This window comes from Streptomyces nitrosporeus, from assembly GCF_008704555.1.
GTDB lineage: Bacteria > Actinomycetota > Actinomycetes > Streptomycetales > Streptomycetaceae > Streptomyces > Streptomyces nitrosporeus.
This window is the reverse complement of the sequence record NZ_CP023702.1, coordinates 3,037,249-3,058,894: the sequence shown is the minus strand read 5'-3', so window position 1 is coordinate 3,058,894 and position 21,646 is coordinate 3,037,249. Positions and strand designations below refer to the sequence as shown.

At 67.1% G+C, this 21,646-nt stretch carries 35 protein-coding genes; 33 read left to right on the top strand and 2 right to left on the bottom strand.

Features of this window, described 5'->3' with window-relative positions:
* Positions 1-85: 85 nt before the first annotated feature.
* Entirely contained in the window at positions 86-1,054 is a 969-nt protein-coding gene (locus CP967_RS13325; RefSeq protein WP_150488196.1) for an arabinan endo-1,5-alpha-L-arabinosidase, read from the top strand.
* A complete protein-coding gene (locus CP967_RS13320) occupies positions 1,036-2,469 on the top strand; it encodes a family 43 glycosylhydrolase (protein ID WP_150488195.1) in 1,434 nt (477 codons plus the stop codon). The genes CP967_RS13325 and CP967_RS13320 overlap by 19 nt, the downstream gene beginning before the upstream one ends.
* Positions 2,470-2,491: 22 nt before the next feature.
* On the opposite strand, the gene CP967_RS13315 is transcribed toward CP967_RS13320, so the two are convergent.
* Positions 2,492-2,956 (bottom strand): GNAT family N-acetyltransferase, encoded by a 465-nt coding sequence (locus CP967_RS13315; protein WP_150488194.1) that lies wholly within the window; start codon positions 2,954-2,956, stop codon positions 2,492-2,494.
* Positions 2,957-3,018: 62 nt separating this feature from the next.
* Complete coding sequence (locus CP967_RS13310; RefSeq protein ID WP_150488193.1) at positions 3,019-3,885, bottom strand: hypothetical protein; 867 nt, start codon at positions 3,883-3,885, stop codon at positions 3,019-3,021.
* A 516-nt stretch (positions 3,886-4,401) separates the two neighbouring features.
* Here CP967_RS13310 and rpsJ point away from each other — a divergent pair.
* The 31 genes from rpsJ (at position 4,402) to truA (ending at position 21,634) form a co-directional block, all read left to right on the top strand.
* Positions 4,402-4,710: a 30S ribosomal protein S10 gene (gene rpsJ / locus CP967_RS13305; RefSeq protein WP_003948644.1), complete on the top strand. Its 309-nt coding sequence runs from the start codon at positions 4,402-4,404 to the stop codon at positions 4,708-4,710.
* Positions 4,711-4,723: 13 nt separating this feature from the next.
* Positions 4,724-5,368, top strand: a complete 645-nt coding sequence (gene rplC / locus CP967_RS13300; protein WP_150488192.1) for a 50S ribosomal protein L3 — start codon at positions 4,724-4,726, stop codon at positions 5,366-5,368.
* A gap of 4 nt (positions 5,369-5,372) precedes the next feature.
* Positions 5,373-6,023: a 50S ribosomal protein L4 gene (rplD, locus tag CP967_RS13295; RefSeq protein WP_150488191.1), complete on the top strand. Its 651-nt coding sequence runs from the start codon at positions 5,373-5,375 to the stop codon at positions 6,021-6,023.
* A complete protein-coding gene (gene rplW / locus CP967_RS13290; RefSeq protein ID WP_003966958.1) occupies positions 6,023-6,346 on the top strand; it encodes a 50S ribosomal protein L23 in 324 nt (107 codons plus the stop codon). Before rplD ends, rplW begins: the two co-directional genes overlap by 1 nt.
* 39 nt (positions 6,347-6,385) lie before the next feature.
* Positions 6,386-7,222, top strand: coding sequence for a 50S ribosomal protein L2 (gene rplB / locus CP967_RS13285; RefSeq protein ID WP_150488190.1), 837 nt, complete (start codon positions 6,386-6,388; stop codon positions 7,220-7,222).
* A 12-nt stretch (positions 7,223-7,234) separates the two neighbouring features.
* Positions 7,235-7,516 carry a 30S ribosomal protein S19 gene (gene rpsS, locus CP967_RS13280; protein WP_003966956.1) on the top strand — a complete coding sequence of 94 codons (282 nt, stop codon included), beginning with the start codon at positions 7,235-7,237 and terminating at the stop codon, positions 7,514-7,516.
* Between the two features lie 42 nt (positions 7,517-7,558).
* Positions 7,559-7,906 carry a 50S ribosomal protein L22 gene (gene rplV / locus CP967_RS13275; RefSeq protein ID WP_004571827.1) on the top strand — a complete coding sequence of 116 codons (348 nt, stop codon included), beginning with the start codon at positions 7,559-7,561 and terminating at the stop codon, positions 7,904-7,906.
* Positions 7,906-8,742: a 30S ribosomal protein S3 gene (gene rpsC / locus CP967_RS13270; protein ID WP_150488189.1), complete on the top strand. Its 837-nt coding sequence runs from the start codon at positions 7,906-7,908 to the stop codon at positions 8,740-8,742. Before rplV ends, rpsC begins: the two co-directional genes overlap by 1 nt.
* Before the next feature lie 5 nt (positions 8,743-8,747).
* Positions 8,748-9,167 (top strand): 50S ribosomal protein L16, encoded by a 420-nt coding sequence (gene rplP, locus CP967_RS13265; RefSeq protein WP_014047785.1) that lies wholly within the window; start codon positions 8,748-8,750, stop codon positions 9,165-9,167.
* Positions 9,167-9,391 carry a 50S ribosomal protein L29 gene (gene rpmC, locus CP967_RS13260; RefSeq protein ID WP_014047786.1) on the top strand — a complete coding sequence of 75 codons (225 nt, stop codon included), beginning with the start codon at positions 9,167-9,169 and terminating at the stop codon, positions 9,389-9,391. The genes rplP and rpmC overlap by 1 nt, the downstream gene beginning before the upstream one ends.
* Positions 9,391-9,678: a 30S ribosomal protein S17 gene (gene rpsQ, locus CP967_RS13255; protein ID WP_150488188.1), complete on the top strand. Its 288-nt coding sequence runs from the start codon at positions 9,391-9,393 to the stop codon at positions 9,676-9,678. Before rpmC ends, rpsQ begins: the two co-directional genes overlap by 1 nt.
* A 100-nt stretch (positions 9,679-9,778) precedes the next feature.
* The gene (gene rplN, locus CP967_RS13250; protein WP_003966950.1) at positions 9,779-10,147 is read left to right on the top strand and encodes a 50S ribosomal protein L14; all 369 of its coding nucleotides are present in this window, start codon (positions 9,779-9,781) and stop codon (positions 10,145-10,147) included.
* 2 nt (positions 10,148-10,149) lie between these two features.
* Positions 10,150-10,473: a 50S ribosomal protein L24 gene (rplX, locus tag CP967_RS13245; RefSeq protein ID WP_150488187.1), complete on the top strand. Its 324-nt coding sequence runs from the start codon at positions 10,150-10,152 to the stop codon at positions 10,471-10,473.
* A complete protein-coding gene (gene rplE / locus CP967_RS13240; RefSeq protein ID WP_003966948.1) occupies positions 10,473-11,030 on the top strand; it encodes a 50S ribosomal protein L5 in 558 nt (185 codons plus the stop codon). The genes rplX and rplE overlap by 1 nt, the downstream gene beginning before the upstream one ends.
* Positions 11,031-11,032: 2 nt before the next feature.
* Positions 11,033-11,218: a type Z 30S ribosomal protein S14 gene (locus CP967_RS13235; protein ID WP_003948630.1), complete on the top strand. Its 186-nt coding sequence runs from the start codon at positions 11,033-11,035 to the stop codon at positions 11,216-11,218.
* Positions 11,219-11,441: 223 nt separating this feature from the next.
* Entirely contained in the window at positions 11,442-11,840 is a 399-nt protein-coding gene (gene rpsH / locus CP967_RS13225; RefSeq protein WP_150488186.1) for a 30S ribosomal protein S8, read from the top strand.
* 21 nt (positions 11,841-11,861) lie between these two features.
* On the top strand, positions 11,862-12,401 hold the full coding sequence (rplF, locus tag CP967_RS13220) for a 50S ribosomal protein L6 (protein WP_150488184.1): 540 nt from the start codon (positions 11,862-11,864) through the stop codon (positions 12,399-12,401).
* 2 nt (positions 12,402-12,403) lie between these two features.
* On the top strand, positions 12,404-12,787 hold the full coding sequence (gene rplR / locus CP967_RS13215) for a 50S ribosomal protein L18 (protein ID WP_065484979.1): 384 nt from the start codon (positions 12,404-12,406) through the stop codon (positions 12,785-12,787).
* A 47-nt stretch (positions 12,788-12,834) separates the two neighbouring features.
* Entirely contained in the window at positions 12,835-13,437 is a 603-nt protein-coding gene (gene rpsE / locus CP967_RS13210) for a 30S ribosomal protein S5 (RefSeq protein ID WP_150488183.1), read from the top strand.
* Positions 13,437-13,619, top strand: coding sequence for a 50S ribosomal protein L30 (gene rpmD / locus CP967_RS13205; protein ID WP_150488182.1), 183 nt, complete (start codon positions 13,437-13,439; stop codon positions 13,617-13,619). Before rpsE ends, rpmD begins: the two co-directional genes overlap by 1 nt.
* A gap of 1 nt (position 13,620) precedes the next feature.
* Positions 13,621-14,076, top strand: coding sequence for a 50S ribosomal protein L15 (gene rplO, locus CP967_RS13200; protein ID WP_150488181.1), 456 nt, complete (start codon positions 13,621-13,623; stop codon positions 14,074-14,076).
* 224 nt (positions 14,077-14,300) lie between these two features.
* A complete protein-coding gene (gene secY, locus CP967_RS13195; RefSeq protein ID WP_150488180.1) occupies positions 14,301-15,620 on the top strand; it encodes a preprotein translocase subunit SecY in 1,320 nt (439 codons plus the stop codon).
* Complete coding sequence (locus tag CP967_RS13190) at positions 15,620-16,276, top strand: adenylate kinase (RefSeq protein WP_150488179.1); 657 nt, start codon at positions 15,620-15,622, stop codon at positions 16,274-16,276. Before secY ends, CP967_RS13190 begins: the two co-directional genes overlap by 1 nt.
* A 131-nt stretch (positions 16,277-16,407) precedes the next feature.
* Positions 16,408-17,244 (top strand): type I methionyl aminopeptidase, encoded by an 837-nt coding sequence (map, locus tag CP967_RS13185; RefSeq protein WP_150488178.1) that lies wholly within the window; start codon positions 16,408-16,410, stop codon positions 17,242-17,244.
* Between the two features lie 184 nt (positions 17,245-17,428).
* Positions 17,429-17,650 (top strand): translation initiation factor IF-1, encoded by a 222-nt coding sequence (gene infA / locus CP967_RS13180; RefSeq protein WP_003956442.1) that lies wholly within the window; start codon positions 17,429-17,431, stop codon positions 17,648-17,650.
* Between the two features lie 60 nt (positions 17,651-17,710).
* Positions 17,711-17,824 (top strand): 50S ribosomal protein L36, encoded by a 114-nt coding sequence (gene rpmJ, locus CP967_RS13175; RefSeq protein WP_003956441.1) that lies wholly within the window; start codon positions 17,711-17,713, stop codon positions 17,822-17,824.
* Between the two features lie 197 nt (positions 17,825-18,021).
* Positions 18,022-18,402 (top strand): 30S ribosomal protein S13, encoded by a 381-nt coding sequence (rpsM, locus tag CP967_RS13170; RefSeq protein ID WP_014047799.1) that lies wholly within the window; start codon positions 18,022-18,024, stop codon positions 18,400-18,402.
* Positions 18,403-18,507: 105 nt separating this feature from the next.
* Positions 18,508-18,912 (top strand): 30S ribosomal protein S11, encoded by a 405-nt coding sequence (gene rpsK, locus CP967_RS13165; protein WP_150488177.1) that lies wholly within the window; start codon positions 18,508-18,510, stop codon positions 18,910-18,912.
* 137 nt (positions 18,913-19,049) lie between these two features.
* Positions 19,050-20,072, top strand: a complete 1,023-nt coding sequence (locus tag CP967_RS13160) for a DNA-directed RNA polymerase subunit alpha (RefSeq protein ID WP_024755423.1) — start codon at positions 19,050-19,052, stop codon at positions 20,070-20,072.
* A 134-nt stretch (positions 20,073-20,206) separates the two neighbouring features.
* Positions 20,207-20,701 (top strand): 50S ribosomal protein L17, encoded by a 495-nt coding sequence (gene rplQ / locus CP967_RS13155; protein WP_150488176.1) that lies wholly within the window; start codon positions 20,207-20,209, stop codon positions 20,699-20,701.
* A 78-nt stretch (positions 20,702-20,779) separates the two neighbouring features.
* A complete protein-coding gene (gene truA / locus CP967_RS13150; protein ID WP_150488175.1) occupies positions 20,780-21,634 on the top strand; it encodes a tRNA pseudouridine(38-40) synthase TruA in 855 nt (284 codons plus the stop codon).
* Positions 21,635-21,646 lie beyond the last annotated feature (12 nt).

Genomic DNA, 21,646 nt, shown 5'->3' with positions numbered 1-21,646 from the left:
CAGGCTGTTGACGCACCCAGGGTTCACTCCTACCTTCCGTCCAGAAACACGACCAACGTTCGTAATCTCGAACAGGAGTGTTCCCGTGAGCCGCAGGAAAACAGCACTCATCGCCCTCCCCGCAGCCGCGCTGCTCGCCCTCATCCCCACCTCGGCGTCCGCGTATCCGAACCCCGGTCACGTCACCGGATCGGTCATCACGCACGACCCGACGATGATCCGCAGCACGTCGGGGCAGTACCTGCTCTACGCCACCGACGACGGCATCACCAGCAAGACCTCGTCCGACCGCACCGCCTTCGCCGCCGGAGCGGACGCCTTCCCCTCCCGGCCGGGCTGGTGGTCGCAGTACTCCTCTGTCATGGAGGCATGGGCGCCGGACATCTCGTACCACGGCGGCAAGTACCTCATGTACTACTCCGTGTCGTCGTTCGGCTCGAACACCTCCGCCATCGGGCTGGCGGGGTCGGCCACCGGTCTGCCGGGAAGCTGGAGCGACTACGGCGTCGTGTACACCTCCAACTCCTCCAGCGACTACAACGCCATCGACCCGAACCTCTTCGTCGACGACGACGGTGCGTGGTGGCTGTCCTTCGGCAGCTGGTGGACCGGGATCAAGATGATCCGGATCGACCCGTCCACCGGGAAGCAGCTGTCCTCCGACACCTCCCGCCGCTCCCTCGCCTCCCGTCCCACCGGCACCAAGGCCGTCGAGGCCCCCTTCGTCGTCAAGCGGAACGGGTACTACTACCTCTTCGCCTCGTACGACACCTGCTGCGCCGGCACCAGCTCCACGTACAAGGTCAAGGTCGGCCGGGCCACCAGGGTCACCGGGCCGTACACCGACAAGAACGGCGTGCCGATGACGCAGAACGGCGGCACGACGGTCCTGGAGTCGCACGGCAGGGTCATCGGCCCCGGCGGACAGTCGATCATGAAGGACACCGACGGCGACCTGATCGTCTACCACTACTACGACGGCAACGACAACGGCACACCCAAGCTGGGCATCAACCTTCTGAACTGGAGCAGCGGATGGCCCGTCGCCTACTGACCCTGCTGGCCGCGCTCCTGCTCGCGCTCTCCCTCGGGCAGTCCTCCGCGAGCGCCGCCTCCTTCGCCAACCCCGTCAAGTCCGTCAAGGGCGCCGACCCCTGGATCACCTACCACGACGGCAACTACCACCTCGTGTCGACAAGCTGGACCGACGTCATCACCATCCGCAGGTCACCGACGCTCGCCGGGCTCGCCACCGCGCCCGGCATCCAGGTGTGGAAGGGCGACGACCCCTCCCGGTGCTGCAACATCTGGGCACCGGAACTGCACCACCTGAACGGACGCTGGTACCTCTACTACGTCGCCGGGCAGAACGTGTCCGACTACAACCCGACCCAGCGCAGCCACGTCCTGGAGAGCGCCGGACCGGACCCCATGGGGCCGTACACCTACCGGGGCCGGCTCAACGCGTCCTGGATGCTGGACCCGACGGTGGCGGACATCAACGGGCAGCTGTACCTCTTCGGCAGCACCCACGACGGCACGCAGAACATCGTCGCCGCGCGGATGTCGAACCCGTACACCGTCAGCTCGTCGTTCTCCACGGTCGCCAGGCCCACCCACGACTGGGAGCGCTCCGGGGCCCCGGTCAACGAGGGCCCGGAGATCCTCCAGCGGAACGGCAGGACCTTCCTGGTCTACTCGGCCAGCGGCTGCTGGACCCCGGACTACAAGCTGGGGCAGCTGGAACTGACCGGGCGCGACCCGGCCTCGGCCTCCTCCTGGACGAAGAAACCCACACCGCTCTTCCAGCGCAGCGACGGGAACGGGGTGTACGGGCCCGGCCACAACGGCTTCTTCACCTCGCCGGACGGGACCGAGAGCTGGATCGTCTACCACGCCAACGACTCCGCCTCCGACGGCTGCGACAACGGGCGGACCGCACGGGCCCAGAAGTTCACCTGGAACTCCGACGGCACACCCCACCTCGGCACACCCCTGCGGCTCGGGGCGAGCGTGTCCGGGCCCTCGGGCGAGCCGTCCGGCGTCGCCGCCACCTACACCCTCACCAACCGCAACAGCGGCAAGTGCCTGGAGGTGAGCGGCGGTTCACCGGCAGACGGGGCGAACGTGGTCCAGCGGGCCTGCGACGGCGGATCACAGCAGCGCTGGCGGCTCCAGGACCTCGGCGACGACACCCACCGTCTGCTGAACGCCGCCACCGGCAAGGTGCTCGACACGGCCGACTGCTCGGCCGCCGACGGCGCCGACCTGCGTCAGTGGTCCTGGCTGGACAACCCCTGCCAGCGGTTCCGTTTCCTCGCCACCGACAGCGGTCACGTCCGGATCGTCAACCAGGCCACCGGCAAGGTCGCCGACGTGGCGGACTGCTCCACCGCGGACGCGGCCGACGTACGGCAGTGGACCTGGCTGAACAACGCCTGCCAGCAGTGGCGGCTGAACCCGGTGTGACCCGGGGGCGGCCCGGCGCCCCTCAGGACCGGGCCGCCCGCACCATGTACACGTCCACCGCGTCCTCACGCTCCACGGTGAACCCGTGGCGTTCGTACAGCCGGCGGGCCGGACTGCCCTGGAGGACCTGGAGGCGGACCGGCACGCCCTCGGCGTCCGTACGGGCCAGGAGGCCGGCCAGCACCGCGGACCCGATGCCCCGGCCCTGGAGCCCGGGGGAGAGGTAGAAACTCTCCAGCCACCGCTCCCCGCTCCCACCCGGGCGCAGGGTCACGCACCCGGCGAAGGTCCCGCCCGTCTCGACGACCGTGGTGTGCCCGGCCTCGTACCCGTCCCGCAGACGCTGCCGGACGCGGTGCTCGTCGTACCGGCCCAGGCGTTCCAGGTCCGGACGCATGACGACGGCCCGGAGCTCGGCCATGGCCTCGACGTCCTCGGGGGTGGCGGGGCGCAGGCCCCAGGTCTGGGCGGTGGCACGGATGGACATGGGCCGGATTCAACCAAAGGGGTCCGCCCGCGGCCACAGGCGGACCCGGCCGGCCCCCGCTCCTACGCGAGTACGTCCTCCACCGAAGAAGCGGTCACCGCGCGAGCCAGCCAGCGGCCGAGGACCTCGGTGTCGGCACACGCCCGGATACGGTCCCTGGCCTCCTCGGGGACGGCGAACCCGCGCTGCTCCAGGACCTGGACCACGGCTTCGGCCTTCCCTTCGGCCTTCCCCTCCGCCCGCAGCCGCTGTGAGGATTCCGAGCGGAAGAAAGACAGGTCGACGGCCATGAGGTCCCTCCAGATGTGCGCGGCCGGGGAATCACCCAAGCCGAGTTCGGTGAGTTCGCCGAAGATGACCGCGGTCTCTTCGTCGAGGGTCTTCAGCGCGGAGGCCAGCGCTTCGAGTATGGCAGCCGCATTCGGATCCTTACCATGGGTGATCGCCGAGAACGTGGCGAGCGGGATATCACGCGCCGCGGTTGACGGATCGGTCACCACGGGGACGTTGTGCGGGCCCAGCACCATCAGGCGCACGGTGAGCGAGGGCCACTCGGGCGGACCGACACGGATGGGCCGCGCGGCCCACCGGGCCGTCGCTTCGTCCTGGCAGACGACGAGCAGCACGGGATCGATGCCGTACTTGGCGTGCAGGTAGGCGAGGTAGTAGGGCCAGCTGCTGCGCTTCGCCGGGTCCCGCCGGCCCTGGGACTCGACGGCCAGGAGATAGGGCCGCCCCTCGGCGGTCTCCACCCGGAGCAGAGTGTCCAGGCGGCGTTCCAGCGGTTCCGTCTCGGTGAGGTCGGTGGTGAGGACTCCGACGTCGACCGTCTCGGGAAAGGGGATGCCCAGGCTGCGGAACGTCCTGGTGAAGATGCCCGGCTCTTTCTGGAAGATCCGGTGCATCGCCTCATGCGATGACTTGACCATGATCCGGACGCTAGGGCCGTTATTCCTACGGCATATGCCAAAAGCCTCGGAACCCCGCGATCCGGCGACATCTCGCACAAATGTCCGTCTGTCCGGACGCGGGCCGATGTCCGCCGATGGGCGTCTGCGTTTGTGCCGTCCCCCGCAGGGGGTAAGATCCTCGGCCCGATTGGCCAGCGCCACAAGCCGTGTGGCACACTAGCCAGGTTGCTCGGTTGAGTGTCAATGCTGCGCGCCTCCCGCCGGGAGGACCGGAAGCGAGTCCCACAGTACTCGTCGGCCCCATGCGGGCCGGACGTACGGGAATCTTCCGGGAAGCGTCAGTGGGGCGCTGACCAGGCACCCGGTGGGGTTTCGCCCCCGGAAGCGCGGTTTCGGCCCGCAACCCCTAGCAGGGAAATCCTTCGGGAGTTCTACGTGGTGGGGATGCGACACGCCCGACCGCGTGGGTCGGAGACGGAGTTACCGAACCGCCGGGTTCCAGAGCGTTATTGAGAGACAGGACTACTAGTAGCCATGGCGGGACAGAAGATCCGCATCCGGCTCAAGGCCTACGACCACGAGGTCATCGACTCCTCGGCGAAGAAGATCGTCGAGACGGTGACCCGCACTGGTGCGTCGGTCGCGGGCCCGGTGCCGCTGCCCACTGAGAAGAACGTGTACTGCGTCATCAAGTCGCCGCACAAGTACAAGGACTCGCGCGAGCACTTCGAGATGCGCACGCACAAGCGCCTCATCGACATCCTCGACCCCACGCCGAAGACGGTTGACTCGCTGATGCGTCTCGACCTGCCGGCGGGCGTCGACATCGAGATCAAGCTCTGAGGTGACGCGCGAGATGGCTAAGAACATTAAGGGCGTCCTGGGCGAGAAGCTCGGCATGACCCAGGTCTGGGACGAGAACAACCGGGTCGTCCCGGTGACCGTCGTCAAGGCCGGGCCTTGTGTCGTCACCCAGATCCGCACCAACGACAGCGACGGCTACGAGTCGGTCCAGATCGCCTTCGGCGAGATCGACCCGCGCAAGGTGAACAAGCCCCTCAAGGGTCACTTCGCCAAGGCCGACGTCACCCCGCGCCGCCACCTGGTGGAGCTCCGCACCCCTGACGCCAGCGAGTACACGCTGGGCCAGGAGGTCACTGCCGAGGTGTTCGAGTCCGGCGTCAAGGTCGACGTCACGGGCAAGAGCAAGGGCAAGGGCTTCGCCGGTGTCATGAAGCGTCACAACTTCAAGGGCCTCGGCGCCGGCCACGGCGTCCAGCGCAAGCACCGTTCCCCCGGTTCGATCGGTGGCTGCGCCACCCCTGGGCGTGTCTTCAAGGGCATGCGCATGGCCGGCCGCATGGGTAACGAGCGCGTCACCACCCAGAACCTGACCATCCACGCGGTTGACGCGGAGAAGGGTCTGCTGCTCATCAAGGGCGCGGTCCCCGGTCCGAACGGCGGCCTCGTCCTGGTCCGTACCGCGGCCAAGGGGGCTTGAGGTAATGAGCACCATTGACATCCTTTCGCCGGCAGGCGACAAGGCCGGTACCGTCGAGCTCCCCGCGGAGATCTTCGACGCGAAGACCAGCGTTCCGCTGATCCACCAGGTCGTCGTCGCACAGCTGGCAGCTGCCCGTCAGGGCACGCACAAGACCAAGCGCCGCGGTGAAGTCCGCGGTGGTGGCCGTAAGCCGTACCGCCAGAAGGGCACCGGCCGCGCCCGCCAGGGTTCGACCCGCGCGCCGCAGTTCGTCGGCGGTGGCGTCGTCCACGGCCCGCAGCCGCGTGACTACTCGCAGCGCACCCCGAAGAAGATGAAGGCCGCCGCCCTGCGTGGTGCCCTCTCGGACCGGGCGCGTCACTCCCGCATCCACGTCGTCACCGGCGTGGTCGAGGGTGGGATCTCCACCAAGGCCGTCAAGACGCTGCTCGGCAAGATCTCGGAGCGCAGCAACCTGCTCCTGGTCGCCGAGCGTTCCGACGAGGCCGCGTGGCTGTCCGCGCGCAACCTGCCCCAGGTGCACATCCTGGAGCCGGGCCAGCTGAACACGTACGACGTGATCGTCTCTGACGACGTGGTCTTCACCCAGGCCGCTTTCGAGTCCTTCGTGTCTGGCCCCCAGACCGCTGAGACCGAAGGGAGCGCCGCCTGATGAGTGAGGCGACCGTTACCAGCAAGACCTACTCGGACCCGCGCGACGTTCTCGTCAAGCCGGTCGTTTCCGAGAAGAGCTACGCGCTGCTCGACGAGAACAAGTACACGTTCATCGTCGCGCCCGGCTCCAACAAGACCCAGATCAAGCAGGCCGTGGAAGCGGTCTTCTCGGTCAAGGTCACCGGGGTCAACACGATCAACCGGCAGGGCAAGCGCAAGCGCACCCGCACCGGTTTCGGCAAGCGCGCCGACACGAAGCGCGCCATCGTGACCCTCGCCGAGGGCGACCGTATCGACATCTTCGGCGGCCCGACCTCCTAACAGGGGTCGAGTCGTCCGGAATCGGACGAGGACTGAGAAATGGGTATCCGCAAGTACAAGCCGACGACCCCGGGCCGTCGTGGCTCCAGCGTCGCCGACTTTGTCGAGATCACGCGGTCCACGCCGGAGAAGTCGCTGGTCCGCCCGCTGCACAGCAAGGGCGGCCGTAACAACGCCGGTCGTGTGACCGTTCGCCACCAGGGTGGCGGCCACAAGCGCGCCTACCGCGTGATCGACTTCCGTCGTCACGACAAGGACGGCGTGCCGGCCAAGGTCGCGCACATCGAGTACGACCCCAACCGCACCGCGCGCATCGCGCTGCTGCACTACGCGGACGGCGAGAAGCGCTACATCATCGCCCCCCGTGGTCTGGCGCAGGGCGACCGTGTCGAGAACGGCCCGGCCGCCGACATCAAGCCCGGCAACAACCTGGCGCTGCGCAACATCCCGGTCGGTACGACCATCCACGCCATCGAGCTGCGGCCCGGCGGCGGCGCGAAGTTCGCCCGCTCCGCGGGTGCCTCCGTGCAGCTGCTGGCGAAGGAGGGCACCATGGCCCACCTTCGTATGCCCTCCGGTGAGATCCGGCTGGTCGACGCCCGCTGCCGCGCCACCATCGGCGAGGTCGGCAACGCCGAGCAGTCGAACATCAACTGGGGCAAGGCCGGCCGCATGCGCTGGAAGGGCGTCCGCCCGACCGTCCGCGGTGTCGTGATGAACCCGGTCGACCACCCGCACGGTGGTGGTGAGGGTAAGACCTCCGGTGGTCGTCACCCGGTCTCGCCGTGGGGTCAGAAGGAGGGTCGTACTCGTTCTCCCAAGAAGGCGAGCAACAAGTACATCGTCCGCCGCCGCAAGACGAACAAGAAGCGCTAGGAGCGGGTTTAGATGCCGCGCAGTCTCAAGAAGGGGCCCTTCGTCGACGGACACCTCATCAAGAAGGTGGACGTACAGAACGAGGCAGGCACCAAGAACGTCATCAAGACCTGGTCCCGTCGCTCGATGATCGTCCCGGCCATGCTGGGTCACACCATCGCGGTGCACAACGGCAAGATCCACGTCCCGGTGTTCGTCACCGAGTCGATGGTCGGCCACAAGCTCGGCGAGTTCTCGCCGACTCGCACCTTCCGCGGCCACGTCAAGGACGACCGGAAGTCGAAGCGCCGCTAACCGCGGAGTGGAACGACTATGACTTACACCGAAGGGACAACCATGGAAGCCAGGGCCCAGGCGCGGTACATCCGCGTCACGCCCATGAAGGCCCGCCGCGTGGTGGACCTCATCCGTGGCATGGATGCCACGGAGGCTCAGGCGGTCCTGCGTTTCGCCCCGCAGGCCGCGAGCGTGCCGGTTGGCAAGGTGCTTGACAGCGCCATCGCCAACGCAGCACACAACTACGACCACACCGACGCCTCTTCGCTGGTCATCAGCGAGGCGTACGTGGACGAGGGCCCGACCCTGAAGCGGTTCCGTCCGCGTGCCCAGGGCCGTGCCTACCGGATCCGTAAGCGGACCAGCCACATCACCGTGGTCGTCAGCAGCAAGGAAGGAACCCGGTAATGGGCCAGAAGGTTAACCCGCATGGGTTCCGGCTCGGCATTACCACGGACTTCAAGTCCCGTTGGTACGCCGACAAGCTGTACAAGGACTACGTCAAGGAAGACGTCGCCATTCGCCGCATGATGGCGAAGGGCATGGAGCGGGCCGGCATCTCCAAGGTGGAGATCGAGCGCACCCGCGACCGCGTCCGCGTCGACATCCACACCGCTCGCCCGGGCATCGTCATCGGCCGCCGCGGCGCCGAGGCCGACCGCATCCGCGGCGAGCTGGAGAAGCTGACCGGCAAGCAGGTCCAGCTGAACATCCTTGAGGTCAAGAACCCCGAGGTGGACGCTCAGCTGGTGGCCCAGGCCGTCGCCGAGCAGCTCTCCTCCCGCGTCTCCTTCCGTCGTGCCATGCGCAAGAGCATGCAGAGCACGATGAAGGCCGGCGCCAAGGGCATCAAGATCCAGTGCGGTGGCCGCCTCGGCGGCGCCGAGATGTCCCGCTCGGAGTTCTACCGCGAGGGCCGTGTGCCCCTGCACACGCTCCGCGCGAACGTCGACTACGGCTTCTTCGAGGCCAAGACGACCTTCGGCCGCATCGGCGTGAAGGTCTGGATCTACAAGGGCGACGTCAAGAACATCGCCGAGGTCCGCGCCGAGAACGCAGCGGCCCGTGCCGGCAACCGTCCGGCCCGTGGCGGCGCAGACCGCCCGGCCGGCCGTGGTGGCCGTGGTGGCGAGCGTGGCGGCCGCGGCCGCAAGCCGCAGCAGTCCGCGCCGGCAGCCGAGGCCCCCAAGGCCGACGCTCCCGCCGCCGCTGCTCCGGCTGAGAGCACCGGAACGGAGGCCTGACCGAAATGCTGATCCCCCGTAGGGTCAAGCACCGCAAGCAGCACCACCCGAAGCGCAGCGGTATGTCCAAGGGTGGCACGCAGGTTGCGTTCGGCGAGTACGGCATCCAGGCGCTGACCCCGGCGTACGTGACGAACCGCCAGATCGAGGCAGCTCGTATCGCGATGACCCGCCACATCAAGCGTGGCGGCAAGGTCTGGATCAACATCTACCCGGACCGCCCCCTGACGAAGAAGCCGGCCGAGACCCGCATGGGTTCCGGTAAGGGTTCTCCCGAGTGGTGGATCGCGAACGTCAAGCCCGGTCGGGTGATGTTCGAGCTGTCCTACCCGAACGAGAAGATTGCTCGTGAGGCGCTCACCCGCGCTGCTCACAAGCTTCCGATGAAGTGCCGGATCGTTCGGCGCGAGGCAGGTGAGTCGTGATGTCGGCCGGTACCAAGGCGTCCGAGCTGCGCGAGCTGGGCAACGAGGAGCTCCTCAACAAGCTCCGCGAGGCCAAGGAAGAGCTGTTCAACCTCCGCTTCCAGGCGGCGACGGGCCAGCTCGAGAACCACGGTCGGCTCAAGTCCGTCCGTAAGGACATCGCCCGGATCTACACCCTGATGCGCGAGCGCGAGCTGGGCATCGAGACGGTGGAGAGCGTCTGATGAGCGAGAACACTGTGACTGAGACCAAGACCGAAGAGCGCGGTTTCCGCAAGACCCGTGAGGGTCTGGTCGTCAGCGACAAGATGGACAAGACCGTCGTCGTCGCTGTCGAGGACCGCGTCAAGCACGCGCTGTACGGCAAGGTCATCCGCCGTACGAACAAGCTCAAGGCCCACGACGAGCAGAACGCCGCAGGCGTCGGCGACCGCGTCCTCATCATGGAGACGCGTCCGCTGTCCGCGACGAAGCGCTGGCGCATCGTCGAGATCCTCGAGAAGGCCAAGTAATCCCTGAGGGGAACTCCCCTCAGGACAGTTCCGCCAGGCTCGGCGGGGGCTCCCTCACCGGGGCCCCCGCCGGGAACCGGCAGACGATCAGGAGATAGACGTGATCCAGCAGGAGTCGCGACTGCGTGTCGCCGACAACACGGGTGCGAAGGAAATTCTCACCATCCGTGTTCTCGGTGGCTCGGGTCGCCGCTACGCGGGCATCGGTGACGTCATCGTCGCCACCGTCAAGGATGCGATCCCCGGTGGCAACGTGAAGAAGGGTGACGTCGTCAAGGCCGTCATCGTTCGCACCGTCAAGGAGCGTCGTCGTCAGGATGGCTCGTACATCCGCTTCGACGAGAACGCCGCTGTCATTCTCAAGAACGACGGCGACCCCCGCGGCACCCGTATCTTCGGCCCGGTGGGCCGAGAGCTGCGCGAGAAGAAGTTCATGAAGATCATCTCGCTCGCGCCGGAGGTGCTGTAAGCATGAAGATCAAGAAGGGCGACCTGGTCCAGGTCATCACCGGTAAGGACAAGGGCAAGCAGGGCAAGGTCATCGTGGCCTACCCGGCTCAGGACCGCGTCCTCGTCGAGGGTGTCAACCGGGTCAAGAAGCACACCAAGGCCGGTCAGACGGCTCGCGGCTCGCAGACCGGTGGCATCGTCACCACCGAGGCCCCGATCCACGTCAGCAACGTGCAGCTGGTGGTGGAGAAGGACGGCAAGAAGGTCGTCACCCGCGTCGGCTACCGCTTCGACGACGAGGGCAAGAAGATCCGCGTTGCCAAGCGGACCGGTGAGGACATCTGATGACTGCCACCACTGCGCCGCGTCTCAAGACGCGCTACCGCGAGGAAATCGCCGGCAAGCTGCGTGAGGAGTTCTCCTACGAGAACGTCATGCAGGTTCCCGGCCTGGTCAAGATCGTGGTCAACATGGGTGTGGGCGACGCCGCCCGCGACTCCAAGCTGATCGACGGTGCCGTCAAGGACCTCACCACGATCACCGGTCAGAAGCCGGCCGTCACCAAGGCCCGCAAGTCGATCGCGCAGTTCAAGCTGCGCGAGGGGCAGCCGATCGGCTGCCACGTCACCCTCCGCGGTGACCGCATGTGGGAGTTCCTGGACCGTACGCTGTCGCTCGCGCTGCCGCGTATCCGTGACTTCCGTGGCCTGTCGCCCAAGCAGTTCGACGGCCGTGGCAACTACACCTTCGGTCTCACGGAGCAGGTCATGTTCCACGAGATCGACCAGGACAAGATCGACCGGGTCCGGGGCATGGACATCACCGTGGTCACCACGGCGACCAACGACGACGAGGGTCGTGCCCTCCTTCGTCACCTCGGCTTCCCGTTCAAGGAGAACTGACCGTGGCGAAGAAGGCTCTGATCGCTAAGGCCGCCCGTAAGCCGAAGTTCGGCGTCCGCGGGTACACCCGCTGCCAGCGCTGCGGCCGGCCCCACTCCGTCTACCGCAAGTTCGGCCTGTGCCGCGTGTGCCTCCGTGAGATGGCTCACCGTGGCGAGCTGCCGGGCGTGACCAAGAGCTCCTGGTAATCCCCCTTCGCCCCTTGGGCGTCGGAGGTACCGGAAAGCTCTCGGTAAGTATCTGGTCGGCGGGAGCCCCGCTTTTCATGCCGTAGGCTTGAAGGGTTGGGCGCCTGCCGCCCTGACCGACTTACTACGCCGTAGGTCCCCGCACCGCACCCGTCCCGCCACTGAGTGGGGAGAGGGATGGCGCATACAGGAAACCCCGGCGAGAGAGGCCGAAGGCCAACTCATGACCATGACTGATCCCATCGCAGACATGCTCACGCGTCTGCGCAACGCGAACTCGGCGTATCACGACGACGTTTCGATGCCGCACAGCAAGATCAAGTCGCACATCGCGGAGATCCTCCAGCAGGAGGGCTTCATCACCGGCTGGAAGGTCGAGGACGCCGAGGTCGGCAAGAACCTCGTCCTCGAGCTGAAGTTCGGCCCGAACCGCGAGCGCTCGATCGCCGGCATCAAGCGCATCTCGAAGCCGGGTCTGCGTGTCTACGCAAAGTCCACCAACCTGCCGAAGGTCCTCGGCGGCCTGGGCGTGGCGATCATCTCCACGTCCCACGGTCTCCTGACCGGCCAGCAGGCTCAGAAGAAGGGCGTAGGTGGGGAAGTCCTCGCCTACGTCTGGTAGTCGGGAACGGAGGAAAAGCTCATGTCGCGAATCGGCAAGCTCCCCATCCAGGTTCCCGCCGGTGTGGACGTCACCATCGATGGCCGCACGGTCGCGGTGAAGGGCCCCAAGGGGACCCTCACGCACACCGTCGCCGCGCCGATCGAGGTCACCAAGGGTGAGGACGGCGTGCTCAACGTCTCCCGCCCGAACGACGAGCGTCAGAACAAGGCCCTCCACGGCCTGTCCCGCACGCTGGTGGCGAACATGATCACCGGTGTGACCCAGGGATACAGCAAGGCGCTCGAGATCAGCGGTGTCGGTTACCGCGTCCAGGCGAAGGGCTCCAACCTGGAGTTCGCCCTGGGCTACAGCCACCCGATCCTCATCGAGGCTCCGGAGGGCATCACCTTCAAGGTCGAGTCCCCCACGAAGCTCAGCGTCGAGGGCATCGACAAGCAGAAGGTCGGCGAGGTGGCCGCCAACATCCGCAAGCTGCGGAAGCCCGACCCGTACAAGGCCAAGGGCGTCAAGTACGCCGGCGAGGTCATCCGCCGCAAGGTCGGAAAGGCTGGTAAGTAGCCATGGCATACGGTGTGAAGATCGCCAAGGGCGACGCGTACAAGCGCGCTGCCCGCAAGCGGCGCCACATCCGCGTCCGCAAGCACATCTCCGGTTCGCCGGAGCGTCCGCGCTTGGTCGTGACGCGTTCCAACCGTCACATCGTCGCCCAGGTCATCGACGACATCGCGGGCCACACGCTCGCGTCGGCGTCGACCCTGGACACGTCGATCCGCGGTGGCGAGGGTGACAAGAGCGCCCAGGCCAAGCAGGTCGGGGCCCTGGTCGCCGAGCGCGCCAAGGCTGCAGGCGTCGAGGCCGTCGTGTTTGACCGCGGTGGTAACCAGTACGCCGGGCGGATTGCCGCTCTGGCTGACGCCGCCCGTGAAGCCGGGCTGAAGTTCTAAGCCCCGGTTCCTACGCACAGCGGACGTAACAGAGAGAGGTAAATCCAATGGCTGGACCCCAGCGCCGCGGAAGCGGTGCCGGTGGCGGCGAGCGGCGGGACCGGAAGGGCCGTGACGGTGGCGCTGCCGCCGAGAAGACCGCGTACGTCGAGCGTGTCGTCGCGATCAACCGCGTCGCCAAGGTAGTGAAGGGTGGTCGTCGCTTCAGCTTCACCGCGCTGGTCGTGGTGGGCGACGGTGACGGCACCGTGGGTGTCGGATACGGCAAGGCCAAGGAAGTTCCCGCGGCCATCGCCAAGGGCGTCGAAGAGGCCAAGAAGAGCTTCTTCAAGGTCCCGCGTATCCAGGGCACCATCCCTCACCCGATCCAGGGCGAGAAGGCCGCGGGCGTCGTCCTGCTCAAGCCTGCTTCCCCCGGTACCGGTGTGATCGCGGGTGGCCCGGTGCGCGCCGTCCTGGAGTGCGCCGGCGTCCACGACATCCTGTCGAAGTCGCTCGGTTCGTCGAACCCGATCAACATCGTGCACGCGACCGTGGAGGCCCTGAAGGGCCTGCAGCGTCCCGAGGAGATCGCGGCCCGCCGCGGTCTGCCCCTCGAGGACGTCGCCCCCGCGGCTCTGCTCCGTGCGCGTGCGGGAGCGGGTGCGTAATGGCTCGCCTCAAGATCACGCAGACGAAGTCGTACATCGGCAGCAAGCAGAACCACCGAAACACCCTGCGTTCGCTCGGCCTCAAGCGCCTGAACGACACGGTTGTCAAGGAGGACCGCCCCGAGTTCCGCGGCATGGTGCACACCGTCCGCCACCTCGTGACGGTTGAGGAGGTTGACTGACATGGCGGAGAACAACCCGCTGAAGGCACACAACCTCCGGCCTGCCCCGGGCGCCAAGACCGCCAAGACCCGTGTGGGTCGTGGTGAGGCGTCCAAGGGTAAGACCGCAGGTCGTGGTACCAAGGGCACCAAGGCCCGTTACCAGGTTCCGGAGCGCTTCGAGGGTGGGCAGATGCCCCTCCACATGCGTCTCCCGAAGCTCAAGGGCTTCAAGAACCCGTTCCGCACGGAGTACCAGGTCGTGAACCTGGACAAGCTCGCGACGCTCTACCCCGAGGGTGGAGAGGTCACGGTGGCCGACCTGGTCGCCAAGGGCGCCGTGCGCAACAACCACCTCGTCAAGGTCCTCGGACAGGGCGAGATCTCCGTGGCGCTGCAGGTTTCGGTTGACGCCGTCTCCGCCTCCGCCAAGGAGAAGATCGCCGCTGCCGGCGGCACCGTCACCGAACTCGTCTGAGACAACTCGGACAAGCCGGTGGTCTGAACACCCGACCGGGGATGCCTCTCATATGGGGCATCCCCGGTTGGTCGTTCCTAGGGGGGCATGTCCGCCGGTAAGGTGGCGTGCACTGTAGCTGTGGTACGTCCCGGGCAACCGCCCGGGGCCCTTTGGCTGTTACGTAACCGTCGATCCTCAAGACCGTCACCTCTACGCATTGCGCGGGGGTCGCAGGAGGCACCGTGCTCACCGCGTTCGCCCGGGCGTTCAAGACGCCCGACCTGCGCAAGAAGCTGCTCTTCACGCTCGGCATCATCGTGCTCTACCGTCTCGGGGCGCACATTCCCGTTCCGGGGGTGAGCTACGAGAACGTCCAGATCTGTGTTGATCAGGCCAGTCAAGGAAACAACAGCCTGTTCGGTCTGGTGAACATGTTCAGCGGTGGTGCGCTGCTGCAGATCACGATCTTCGCGCTCGGCATCATGCCGTACATCACGGCCAGCATCATCCTTCAGCTGCTGACCGTCGTCATTCCCCGCCTTGAGGCCCTGAAGAAGGAGGGTCAGTCGGGCACGGCCAAGATCACGCAGTACACGCGTTATCTGACCGTCGCGCTGGCCATCCTCCAGGGCACCGGCCTGGTCGCCACCGCCCGCAGCGGCACCCTGTTCAGCGGCTGCCCGGTCGCCGACCAGATCGTCCCGAACCAGTCGATCTTCACCACCGTGGTGATGGTCCTGACCATGACCGCCGGCACCGCCGCCGTCATGTGGCTCGGTGAGCTGATCACCGACCGCGGCATCGGCAACGGCATGTCGATCCTGATGTTCATCTCGATCGCCGCCAGCTTCCCCGCTGCCCTGTGGGCCATCAAGGAGAGTGGCAAGCTGGCCGACGGCTGGATCGAGTTCGCCACGGTCATCCTGATCGGCTTCGTCATGGTCGGTCTCGTCGTCTTCGTCGAGCAGGCCCAGCGCCGCGTCCCGGTCCAGTACGCGAAGCGGATGATCGGCCGCCGGTCCTACGGTGGTACGTCCACTTACATCCCGCTCAAGGTGAACCAGGCCGGTGTGATCCCGGTCATCTTCGCTTCTTCGCTGCTCTACATTCCTGCTCTAATCGTTCAGTTCTCCAATTCAACGGCCGGCTGGGCGACCTGGATCCAGGACCACTTCGTCAAGGGTGACCACCCCTACTACATCGCGACGTACTTCCTGCTCATCGTGTTCTTCGCGTTCTTCTACGTGGCTATCTCGTTCAACCCCGAGGAAGTCGCGGACAACATGAAGAAGTATGGTGGCTTCATCCCGGGTATCCGGGCTGGTCGACCTACTGCCGAGTACCTGAGCTACGTGCTCAACAGGATCACTTGGCCGGGCTCGCTGTATCTGGGGTTGATCGCTCTTGTGCCGACGATGGCGTTGGCGGGCTTCGGTGGTGCGAACCAGAACTTCCCGTTCGGCGGGACGAGCATCCTGATCATCGTGGGTGTGGGTCTGGAGACCGTGAAGCAGATCGAGAGCCAGCTCCAGCAGCGCAATTACGAAGGGTTCCTCCGCTGATGCGAATCGTCCTCGTCGGGCCGCCCGGTGCCGGTAAGGGAACGCAGGCCGCGTACCTCGCCAGGAATCTCTCGATTCCGCACATCTCCACAGGCGACCTCTTCCGCGCCAACATCAGCCAGGGCACGGACCTTGGCAAGCGGGCCCGCTCCTTCATGGACGCGGGACAGCTGGTGCCGGACGAAGTGACCATCGCGATGGCCAAGGACCGCATGGCCCAGCCGGACGCCGTGAACGGCTTCCTGCTGGACGGCTTCCCGCGCAACGTGGGCCAGGCCGAGGCCCTCGACGCGATGCTCGACGACGAGGGCGTCAAGCTGGACGCGGTCCTGGACCTGGAGGTCCCCGAGGACGAGGTGGTCAAGCGCATCGCGGGCCGCCGCATCTGCCGCAACGACAGCGCGCACGTCTTCCACGTGGCGTACAACCCGCCGAAGACCGAGGGCGTCTGCGACGCGTGCGGCGGCGAGCTGTACCAGCGTGACGACGACAGCGAGGAGACGGTGCGTACCCGTCTCGAGGTCTACCACACGCAGACGGAGCCGATCATCGACTACTACCGGGCCCAGGGCCTGGTCGTGACGATCCCGGCGCTCGGCAAGGTCACCGAGGTGACCGACCGGGCCATGGAGGCTCTCAAGGGCTCCGAGGGCTGACGCCCCCGGCAGTTCCCCGTACCACCACAGTCGGCCGCGGCGCCATCGGGCGCCGCGGCCGACTGTTTGCGCCGTATCGTTGGATACGGCCGTCGACCCGAACCCCCCTCGCAGATGAGAGGCCCTGAGCAATGGTGCAGATCAAGTCCCCCGAGCAGATCGCGAAGATGCGCGAGGCGGGCCTGGTGGTCGCCGCCGTTCACACCGCCACCCGCGAGGCCGCGGTCCCCGGAGCCACCACCAAGGACCTCGACGAGGTCGCCCGCAAGGTGATCGCCGAGCACGGCGCCACCTCCAACTTCCTCGGTTACGGCGGCTTCCCCGCGACGATCTGCACCTCGGTCAACGAGGTCGTCGTGCACGGCATCCCCGATGACGAGACGGTCCTCAAGGACGGCGACATCATCTCGATCGACGCCGGCGCGATCGTGGACGGCTGGCACGGCGACGCCGCGTACACCGCCTTCGTCGGCACCGGTCACGCTCCGGAGCTGGTCGAGCTCTCCCGGGTGACCGAGGAGTCGATGTGGGCCGGGATCGCCGCGATGAAGGTGAACAACCGGCTCGTCGACATCTCCAAGGCCATCGAGTCCTACATCCGCCGCCAGCCCCGCCCCGCCACCGGCAAGTACGGGATCATCGAGGACTACGGCGGCCACGGCATCGGCACCGAGATGCACATGGACCCGCACCTGCTGAACTACGTCTCCCGCAAGCGGGGCAAGGGCATCAAGCTGGTCCCCGGCGTCTGCCTGGCGATCGAGCCGATGGTCTCGCTGGGTACGGCGAAGACGGAGGTCCTCGCCGACGAGTGGACGGTGCTGACCACCGACAAGAGCTGGTCCTCGCACTGGGAGCACTCGATCGCGCTCACCGAGGAGGGTCCGCTGGTGCTGACCGCCCCCGACTGCGGCCGTGAGCGGCTGGCGAAGTACGGCGTCCAGGCGGCGCCCGACCCGCTGGCCTGAGCCCGCCCCGGGGCGGGCCCCGGCGGTCCCGCGCTGGTTTTCCGATCAGCGGGAGTGGGCAAACTTGACGGATTCGTCTTTTGGGGTTCGCTGACGTAGACTGACTCGTCGGCTCTCGTGCATCCGTGTGTCCGCACACCGGTGGTCGGGAGTCGATCAAGGTAGCCGATTCGAAAGGCGAAGCGTGGCCAAGAAGCAAGGTGCCATCGAAATTGAGGGCACCGTGATCGAGTCCCTCCCGAACGCCATGTTCAAGGTGGAACTCCAGAACGGTCACAAGGTCCTCGCGCACATCAGCGGCAAGATGCGGATGCACTACATCCGTATCCTCCCGGATGACCGGGTCGTGGTGGAGCTCTCTCCGTACGACCTGACGCGTGGCCGGATCGTCTACCGCTACAAGTAGATCTTGCCGCCGTCCCGTTTCGGCGTGGCGGAAGCACTGACCCGGAGAACCTGACATCCCATGAAGGTCAAGCCGAGCGTCAAGAAGATCTGCGACAAGTGCAAGGTGATCCGCCGTCACGGCCGGGTCATGGTCATCTGCGACAACCTGCGCCACAAGCAGCGCCAGGGCTGACGCACGACCACCTGCATCTCGCAGTTCTTCGCGCGACGCACGTACACGTACATAAGCAGTGCCCGTCCAAGCTCCGGCTGACGACACCTCCGGCGGGGGCCGGGGACCCGGGCGTACCACCTCTCGCCCCACGGGCGGGGTCGGCGTCCGGGAGCGGTACTGCGGAAGACCCCCGAAATAACAACTGGAGCCATTGAATGGCACGCGTTTCAGGTGTTGACATCCCGCGCGAAAAGCGCGTGGAAGTCGCCCTCACCTACGTCTTCGGTATCGGGCGCACCCGGTCCAAGGAGATCCTCGCCACCACCGGTGTGAACCCGAACACCCGCGTTCGCGACCTGGCCGAAGAGGACCTGGTCAAGATCCGCGAGTACGTGGACGCCAACCTGCGCACCGAGGGTGACCTCCGCCGCGAGATCCAGGGCGACATCCGCCGCAAGATCGAGATCGGCTGCTACCAGGGCATCCGCCACCGTCGTGGCCTGCCCGTGCACGGTCAGCGCACCAGCACGAACGCGCGTACCCGCAAGGGCCCGCGTCGCGCCATCGCCGGTAAGAAGAAGCCGGGCAAGAAGTAGTCCTCAGCGGACGCACTGCGCGTCCCCGGGTTCCCGGGGGTTCGCAGCAACCAGCGGTCTTCGCTGTAGGACCGATCACCTCCCCTCTCCATCTGGAGTCAAGACATGCCCCCCAAGGGTCGTCAGGGCGCAGCCAAGAAGGTGCGTCGCAAGGAAAAGAAGAACGTCGCTCACGGCTACGCGCACATCAAGAGCACGTTCAACAACACGATCGTCTCGATCACGGACCCCTCGGGCAACGTGATCTCCTGGGCCTCCGCCGGCCACGTCGGCTTCAAGGGCTCGCGCAAGTCCACCCCCTTCGCCGCGCAGATGGCCGCCGAGGCCGCCGCCCGCCGCGCGCAGGAGCACGGCATGCGCAAGGTCGACGTCTTCGTCAAGGGTCCCGGCTCCGGCCGTGAGACCGCGATCCGCTCCCTGCAGGCCACGGGCCTCGAGGTCGGTTCGATCCAGGACGTCACCCCGACGCCGCACAACGGCTGCCGCCCGCCGAAGCGTCGTCGCGTCTGATCCGTCGCGGCCGGTGACGGCCGTGCGCCAGTAACGCCGGATGCGGGCGGCATGTCCTTTCGGGACGTACCGCCCGTATCCTTGTCTCATCTGTCGGGCATCAAATAGCGGGTGCCCATGACCGCAAGGATCTCAGCATGCTTATCGCTCAGCGTCCGTCGCTGACCGAAGAGGTCGTCGACGAATTCCGCTCGCGGTTCGTGATCGAGCCGCTGGAGCCGGGCTTCGGCTACACCCTCGGCAACTCCCTGCGCCGCACGCTCCTCTCCTCGATCCCCGGTGCCGCCGTCACCAGCATCCGGATCGACGGTGTCCTGCACGAGTTCACCACCGTGCCGGGCGTCAAGGAGGACGTGACCGACCTCATCCTCAACATCAAGCAGCTGGTCGTCTCCTCGGAGCACGACGAGCCGGTCGTGATGTACCTGCGCAAGCAGGGCCCCGGCCTGGTCACCGCCGCGGACATCGCCCCGCCGGCCGGTGTCGAGGTCCACAACCCGGACCTGGTCCTGGCCACGCTGAACGGCAAGGGCAAGCTGGAGATGGAGCTGACCGTCGAGCGCGGTCGCGGCTACGTCTCCGCCGTCCAGAACAAGCAGGCGGGCCAGGAGATCGGCCGGATCCCGGTCGACTCCATCTACTCGCCGGTGCTCAAGGTCACGTACAAGGTCGAGGCGACCCGTGTCGAGCAGCGCACCGACTTCGACAAGCTGATCGTCGACGTCGAGACCAAGCAGGCCATGCGTCCGCGCGACGCCATGGCGTCGGCGGGCAAGACCCTGGTCGAGCTGTTCGGTCTGGCGCGCGAGCTCAACATCGACGCCGAGGGCATCGACATGGGCCCGTCCCCGACGGACGCCGCGCTCGCCGCCGATCTGGCGCTGCCGATCGAGGAGCTCGAGCTCACGGTCCGTTCGTACAACTGCCTCAAGCGTGAGGGCATCCACTCGGTGGGCGAGCTCGTGGCCCGCTCCGAGGCGGACCTGCTCGACATCCGCAACTTCGGCGCCAAGTCGATCGACGAGGTCAAGGCGAAGCTGGCCGGCATGGGCCTGGCGCTCAAGGACAGCCCGCCCGGATTCGACCCGACCGCCGCCGCCGACGCCTTCGGCGCGGACGACGACGCGGACGCCGGTTTCGTGGAGACCGAGCAGTACTGATCGTCTTCGGCGGGGGCACCCGGGGTCTCCCGGGTGCCCCCGCCGGCGAGCGGAAGACTTCCGCGGGGCGGCCGCCTCGCGGGAACTGACACCGGTACCTGATACGGCCGGTGCAGCACACAAGGAGAAACACCATGCCGAAGCCCGCCAAGGGCGCCCGTCTGGGCGGCAGCGCTGCGCACGAGAAGCTTCTTCTCATCAACCTCGCGAAGTCGCTGTTCGAGCACGGCCGCATCACCACGACCGAGGCCAAGGCCCGCCGCCTGCGTCCGGTCGCCGAGCGTTTCATCACCAAGGCGAAGAAGGGCGACATCCACAACCGTCGCCTGGTGCTGCAGTCGATCACGGACAAGAGCATCGTCCACACGCTCTTCACCGAGATCGCCCCGCGGTACGAGAACCGCCCCGGTGGTTACACCCGCATCACCAAGATCGGCAACCGTCGTGGCGACAACGCCCCGATGGCCGTCATCGAGCTGGTCGAGGCGCTGACCGTGGCCCAGCAGGCCACCGGTGAGGCCGAGGCCGCCACGAAGCGCGCCGTGAAGGAAGACGCCCTCAAGAAGGACGAGGCCGTCGAGGACGCCAAGCCGGCCGACGAGGCCGCCGAGGAGTCCAAGGACGCCTGACGTCCCCGGGACCCCTGGACGGGCCCGCACCTCCCTCCGGGGCGGTGCGGGCCCGTTCCCGTTTGAGAGGATGCGCGGGTGAGTGACGAGGCAGAGCCCGGATACGTGCGGGTACGGCTGGACCTTTCCTACGACGGCAAGGACTTCTCCGGCTGGGCGAAGCAGACCAGCAGGCGGACCGTGCAGGGGGAGATCGAGGACGCGCTGCGGACCGTGACACGGTCCCCGGTGACCTACGACCTGACGGTGGCCGGACGGACCGACGCAGGGGTGCACGCCCGCGGCCAGGTCGCGCACGTGGACCTGCCGGTGGAGGTGTGGGCCGAGCACGAGGAGAAGCTGCTGCGCCGGCTGGCGGGCCGGCTGGCACCGGACGTACGGGTCTGGCGGGCAAAACCGGCCCCGGCGGGGTTCAACGCGCGGTTCTCGGCGCTGTGGCGGCGGTACGCCTACCGGGTGGGGGACCGGCCGGGCGGGGTGGACCCGCTGCTGCGGGGCCATGTGCTGTGGCACGACCGGCCGCTGGACCTGGACGCGATGAACGAGGCGGCGGCCCTGATGACGGGCGAGCACGACTTCGCGGCCTACTGCAAGAAGCGTGAGGGCGCCACGACCATCCGCACCCTGCAGAAGCTGCACTGGGTGCGGGACGCGGAGTCCGGGGTGCTGACCGCGACCGTGCAGGCGGACGCCTTCTGCCACAACATGGTGCGGGCGCTGATCGGCGCGGCGCTCTTCGTCGGAGACGGGCGGCGGCCCGCCGGGTGGCCGGCCGAGGTGCTGGCGGCGAAGGTACGGGACCCGGGGGTGCACGTGGTGCGCCCGCACGGGCTGACGCTGGAGGAAGTCGCCTACCCGGCGGACGGCCTGCTGGCGGCCAGGGCCGAAGAGGCCCGCAACGTCAGGACGTTGCCGGGGGCGGGCTGCTGCTGACCGGGGGCCGGC

Excerpts from the sequence above, each read along its gene's own strand:
- CP967_RS13320 (WP_150488195.1), top strand. The coding sequence starts at position 1,036 with ATGGCCCGTCGCCTACTGACCCTGCTGGCCGCGCTCCTGCTCGCGCTC.
- CP967_RS13315 (WP_150488194.1), bottom strand. The coding sequence starts at position 2,956 with ATGTCCATCCGTGCCACCGCCCAGACCTGGGGCCTGCGCCCCGCCACC.
- CP967_RS13310 (WP_150488193.1), bottom strand. The coding sequence starts at position 3,885 with ATGGTCAAGTCATCGCATGAGGCGATGCACCGGATCTTCCAGAAAGAG.
- rpsJ (WP_003948644.1), top strand. The coding sequence starts at position 4,402 with ATGGCGGGACAGAAGATCCGCATCCGGCTCAAGGCCTACGACCACGAG.
- rplC (WP_150488192.1), top strand. The coding sequence starts at position 4,724 with ATGGCTAAGAACATTAAGGGCGTCCTGGGCGAGAAGCTCGGCATGACC.
- rplD (WP_150488191.1), top strand. The coding sequence starts at position 5,373 with ATGAGCACCATTGACATCCTTTCGCCGGCAGGCGACAAGGCCGGTACC.
- rplW (WP_003966958.1), top strand. The coding sequence starts at position 6,023 with ATGAGTGAGGCGACCGTTACCAGCAAGACCTACTCGGACCCGCGCGAC.
- rplB (WP_150488190.1), top strand. The coding sequence starts at position 6,386 with ATGGGTATCCGCAAGTACAAGCCGACGACCCCGGGCCGTCGTGGCTCC.
- rpsS (WP_003966956.1), top strand. The coding sequence starts at position 7,235 with ATGCCGCGCAGTCTCAAGAAGGGGCCCTTCGTCGACGGACACCTCATC.
- rplV (WP_004571827.1), top strand. The coding sequence starts at position 7,559 with ATGGAAGCCAGGGCCCAGGCGCGGTACATCCGCGTCACGCCCATGAAG.
- rpsC (WP_150488189.1), top strand. The coding sequence starts at position 7,906 with ATGGGCCAGAAGGTTAACCCGCATGGGTTCCGGCTCGGCATTACCACG.
- rplP (WP_014047785.1), top strand. The coding sequence starts at position 8,748 with ATGCTGATCCCCCGTAGGGTCAAGCACCGCAAGCAGCACCACCCGAAG.
- rpmC (WP_014047786.1), top strand. The coding sequence starts at position 9,167 with ATGTCGGCCGGTACCAAGGCGTCCGAGCTGCGCGAGCTGGGCAACGAG.
- rpsQ (WP_150488188.1), top strand. The coding sequence starts at position 9,391 with ATGAGCGAGAACACTGTGACTGAGACCAAGACCGAAGAGCGCGGTTTC.
- rplX (WP_150488187.1), top strand. The coding sequence starts at position 10,150 with ATGAAGATCAAGAAGGGCGACCTGGTCCAGGTCATCACCGGTAAGGAC.
- rplE (WP_003966948.1), top strand. The coding sequence starts at position 10,473 with ATGACTGCCACCACTGCGCCGCGTCTCAAGACGCGCTACCGCGAGGAA.
- rpsH (WP_150488186.1), top strand. The coding sequence starts at position 11,442 with ATGACCATGACTGATCCCATCGCAGACATGCTCACGCGTCTGCGCAAC.
- rplF (WP_150488184.1), top strand. The coding sequence starts at position 11,862 with ATGTCGCGAATCGGCAAGCTCCCCATCCAGGTTCCCGCCGGTGTGGAC.
- rplR (WP_065484979.1), top strand. The coding sequence starts at position 12,404 with ATGGCATACGGTGTGAAGATCGCCAAGGGCGACGCGTACAAGCGCGCT.
- rpsE (WP_150488183.1), top strand. The coding sequence starts at position 12,835 with ATGGCTGGACCCCAGCGCCGCGGAAGCGGTGCCGGTGGCGGCGAGCGG.
- rpmD (WP_150488182.1), top strand. The coding sequence starts at position 13,437 with ATGGCTCGCCTCAAGATCACGCAGACGAAGTCGTACATCGGCAGCAAG.
- rplO (WP_150488181.1), top strand. The coding sequence starts at position 13,621 with ATGGCGGAGAACAACCCGCTGAAGGCACACAACCTCCGGCCTGCCCCG.
- CP967_RS13190 (WP_150488179.1), top strand. The coding sequence starts at position 15,620 with ATGCGAATCGTCCTCGTCGGGCCGCCCGGTGCCGGTAAGGGAACGCAG.
- map (WP_150488178.1), top strand. The coding sequence starts at position 16,408 with ATGGTGCAGATCAAGTCCCCCGAGCAGATCGCGAAGATGCGCGAGGCG.
- rpmJ (WP_003956441.1), top strand. The coding sequence starts at position 17,711 with ATGAAGGTCAAGCCGAGCGTCAAGAAGATCTGCGACAAGTGCAAGGTG.
- rpsM (WP_014047799.1), top strand. The coding sequence starts at position 18,022 with ATGGCACGCGTTTCAGGTGTTGACATCCCGCGCGAAAAGCGCGTGGAA.
- rpsK (WP_150488177.1), top strand. The coding sequence starts at position 18,508 with ATGCCCCCCAAGGGTCGTCAGGGCGCAGCCAAGAAGGTGCGTCGCAAG.
- CP967_RS13160 (WP_024755423.1), top strand. The coding sequence starts at position 19,050 with ATGCTTATCGCTCAGCGTCCGTCGCTGACCGAAGAGGTCGTCGACGAA.
- rplQ (WP_150488176.1), top strand. The coding sequence starts at position 20,207 with ATGCCGAAGCCCGCCAAGGGCGCCCGTCTGGGCGGCAGCGCTGCGCAC.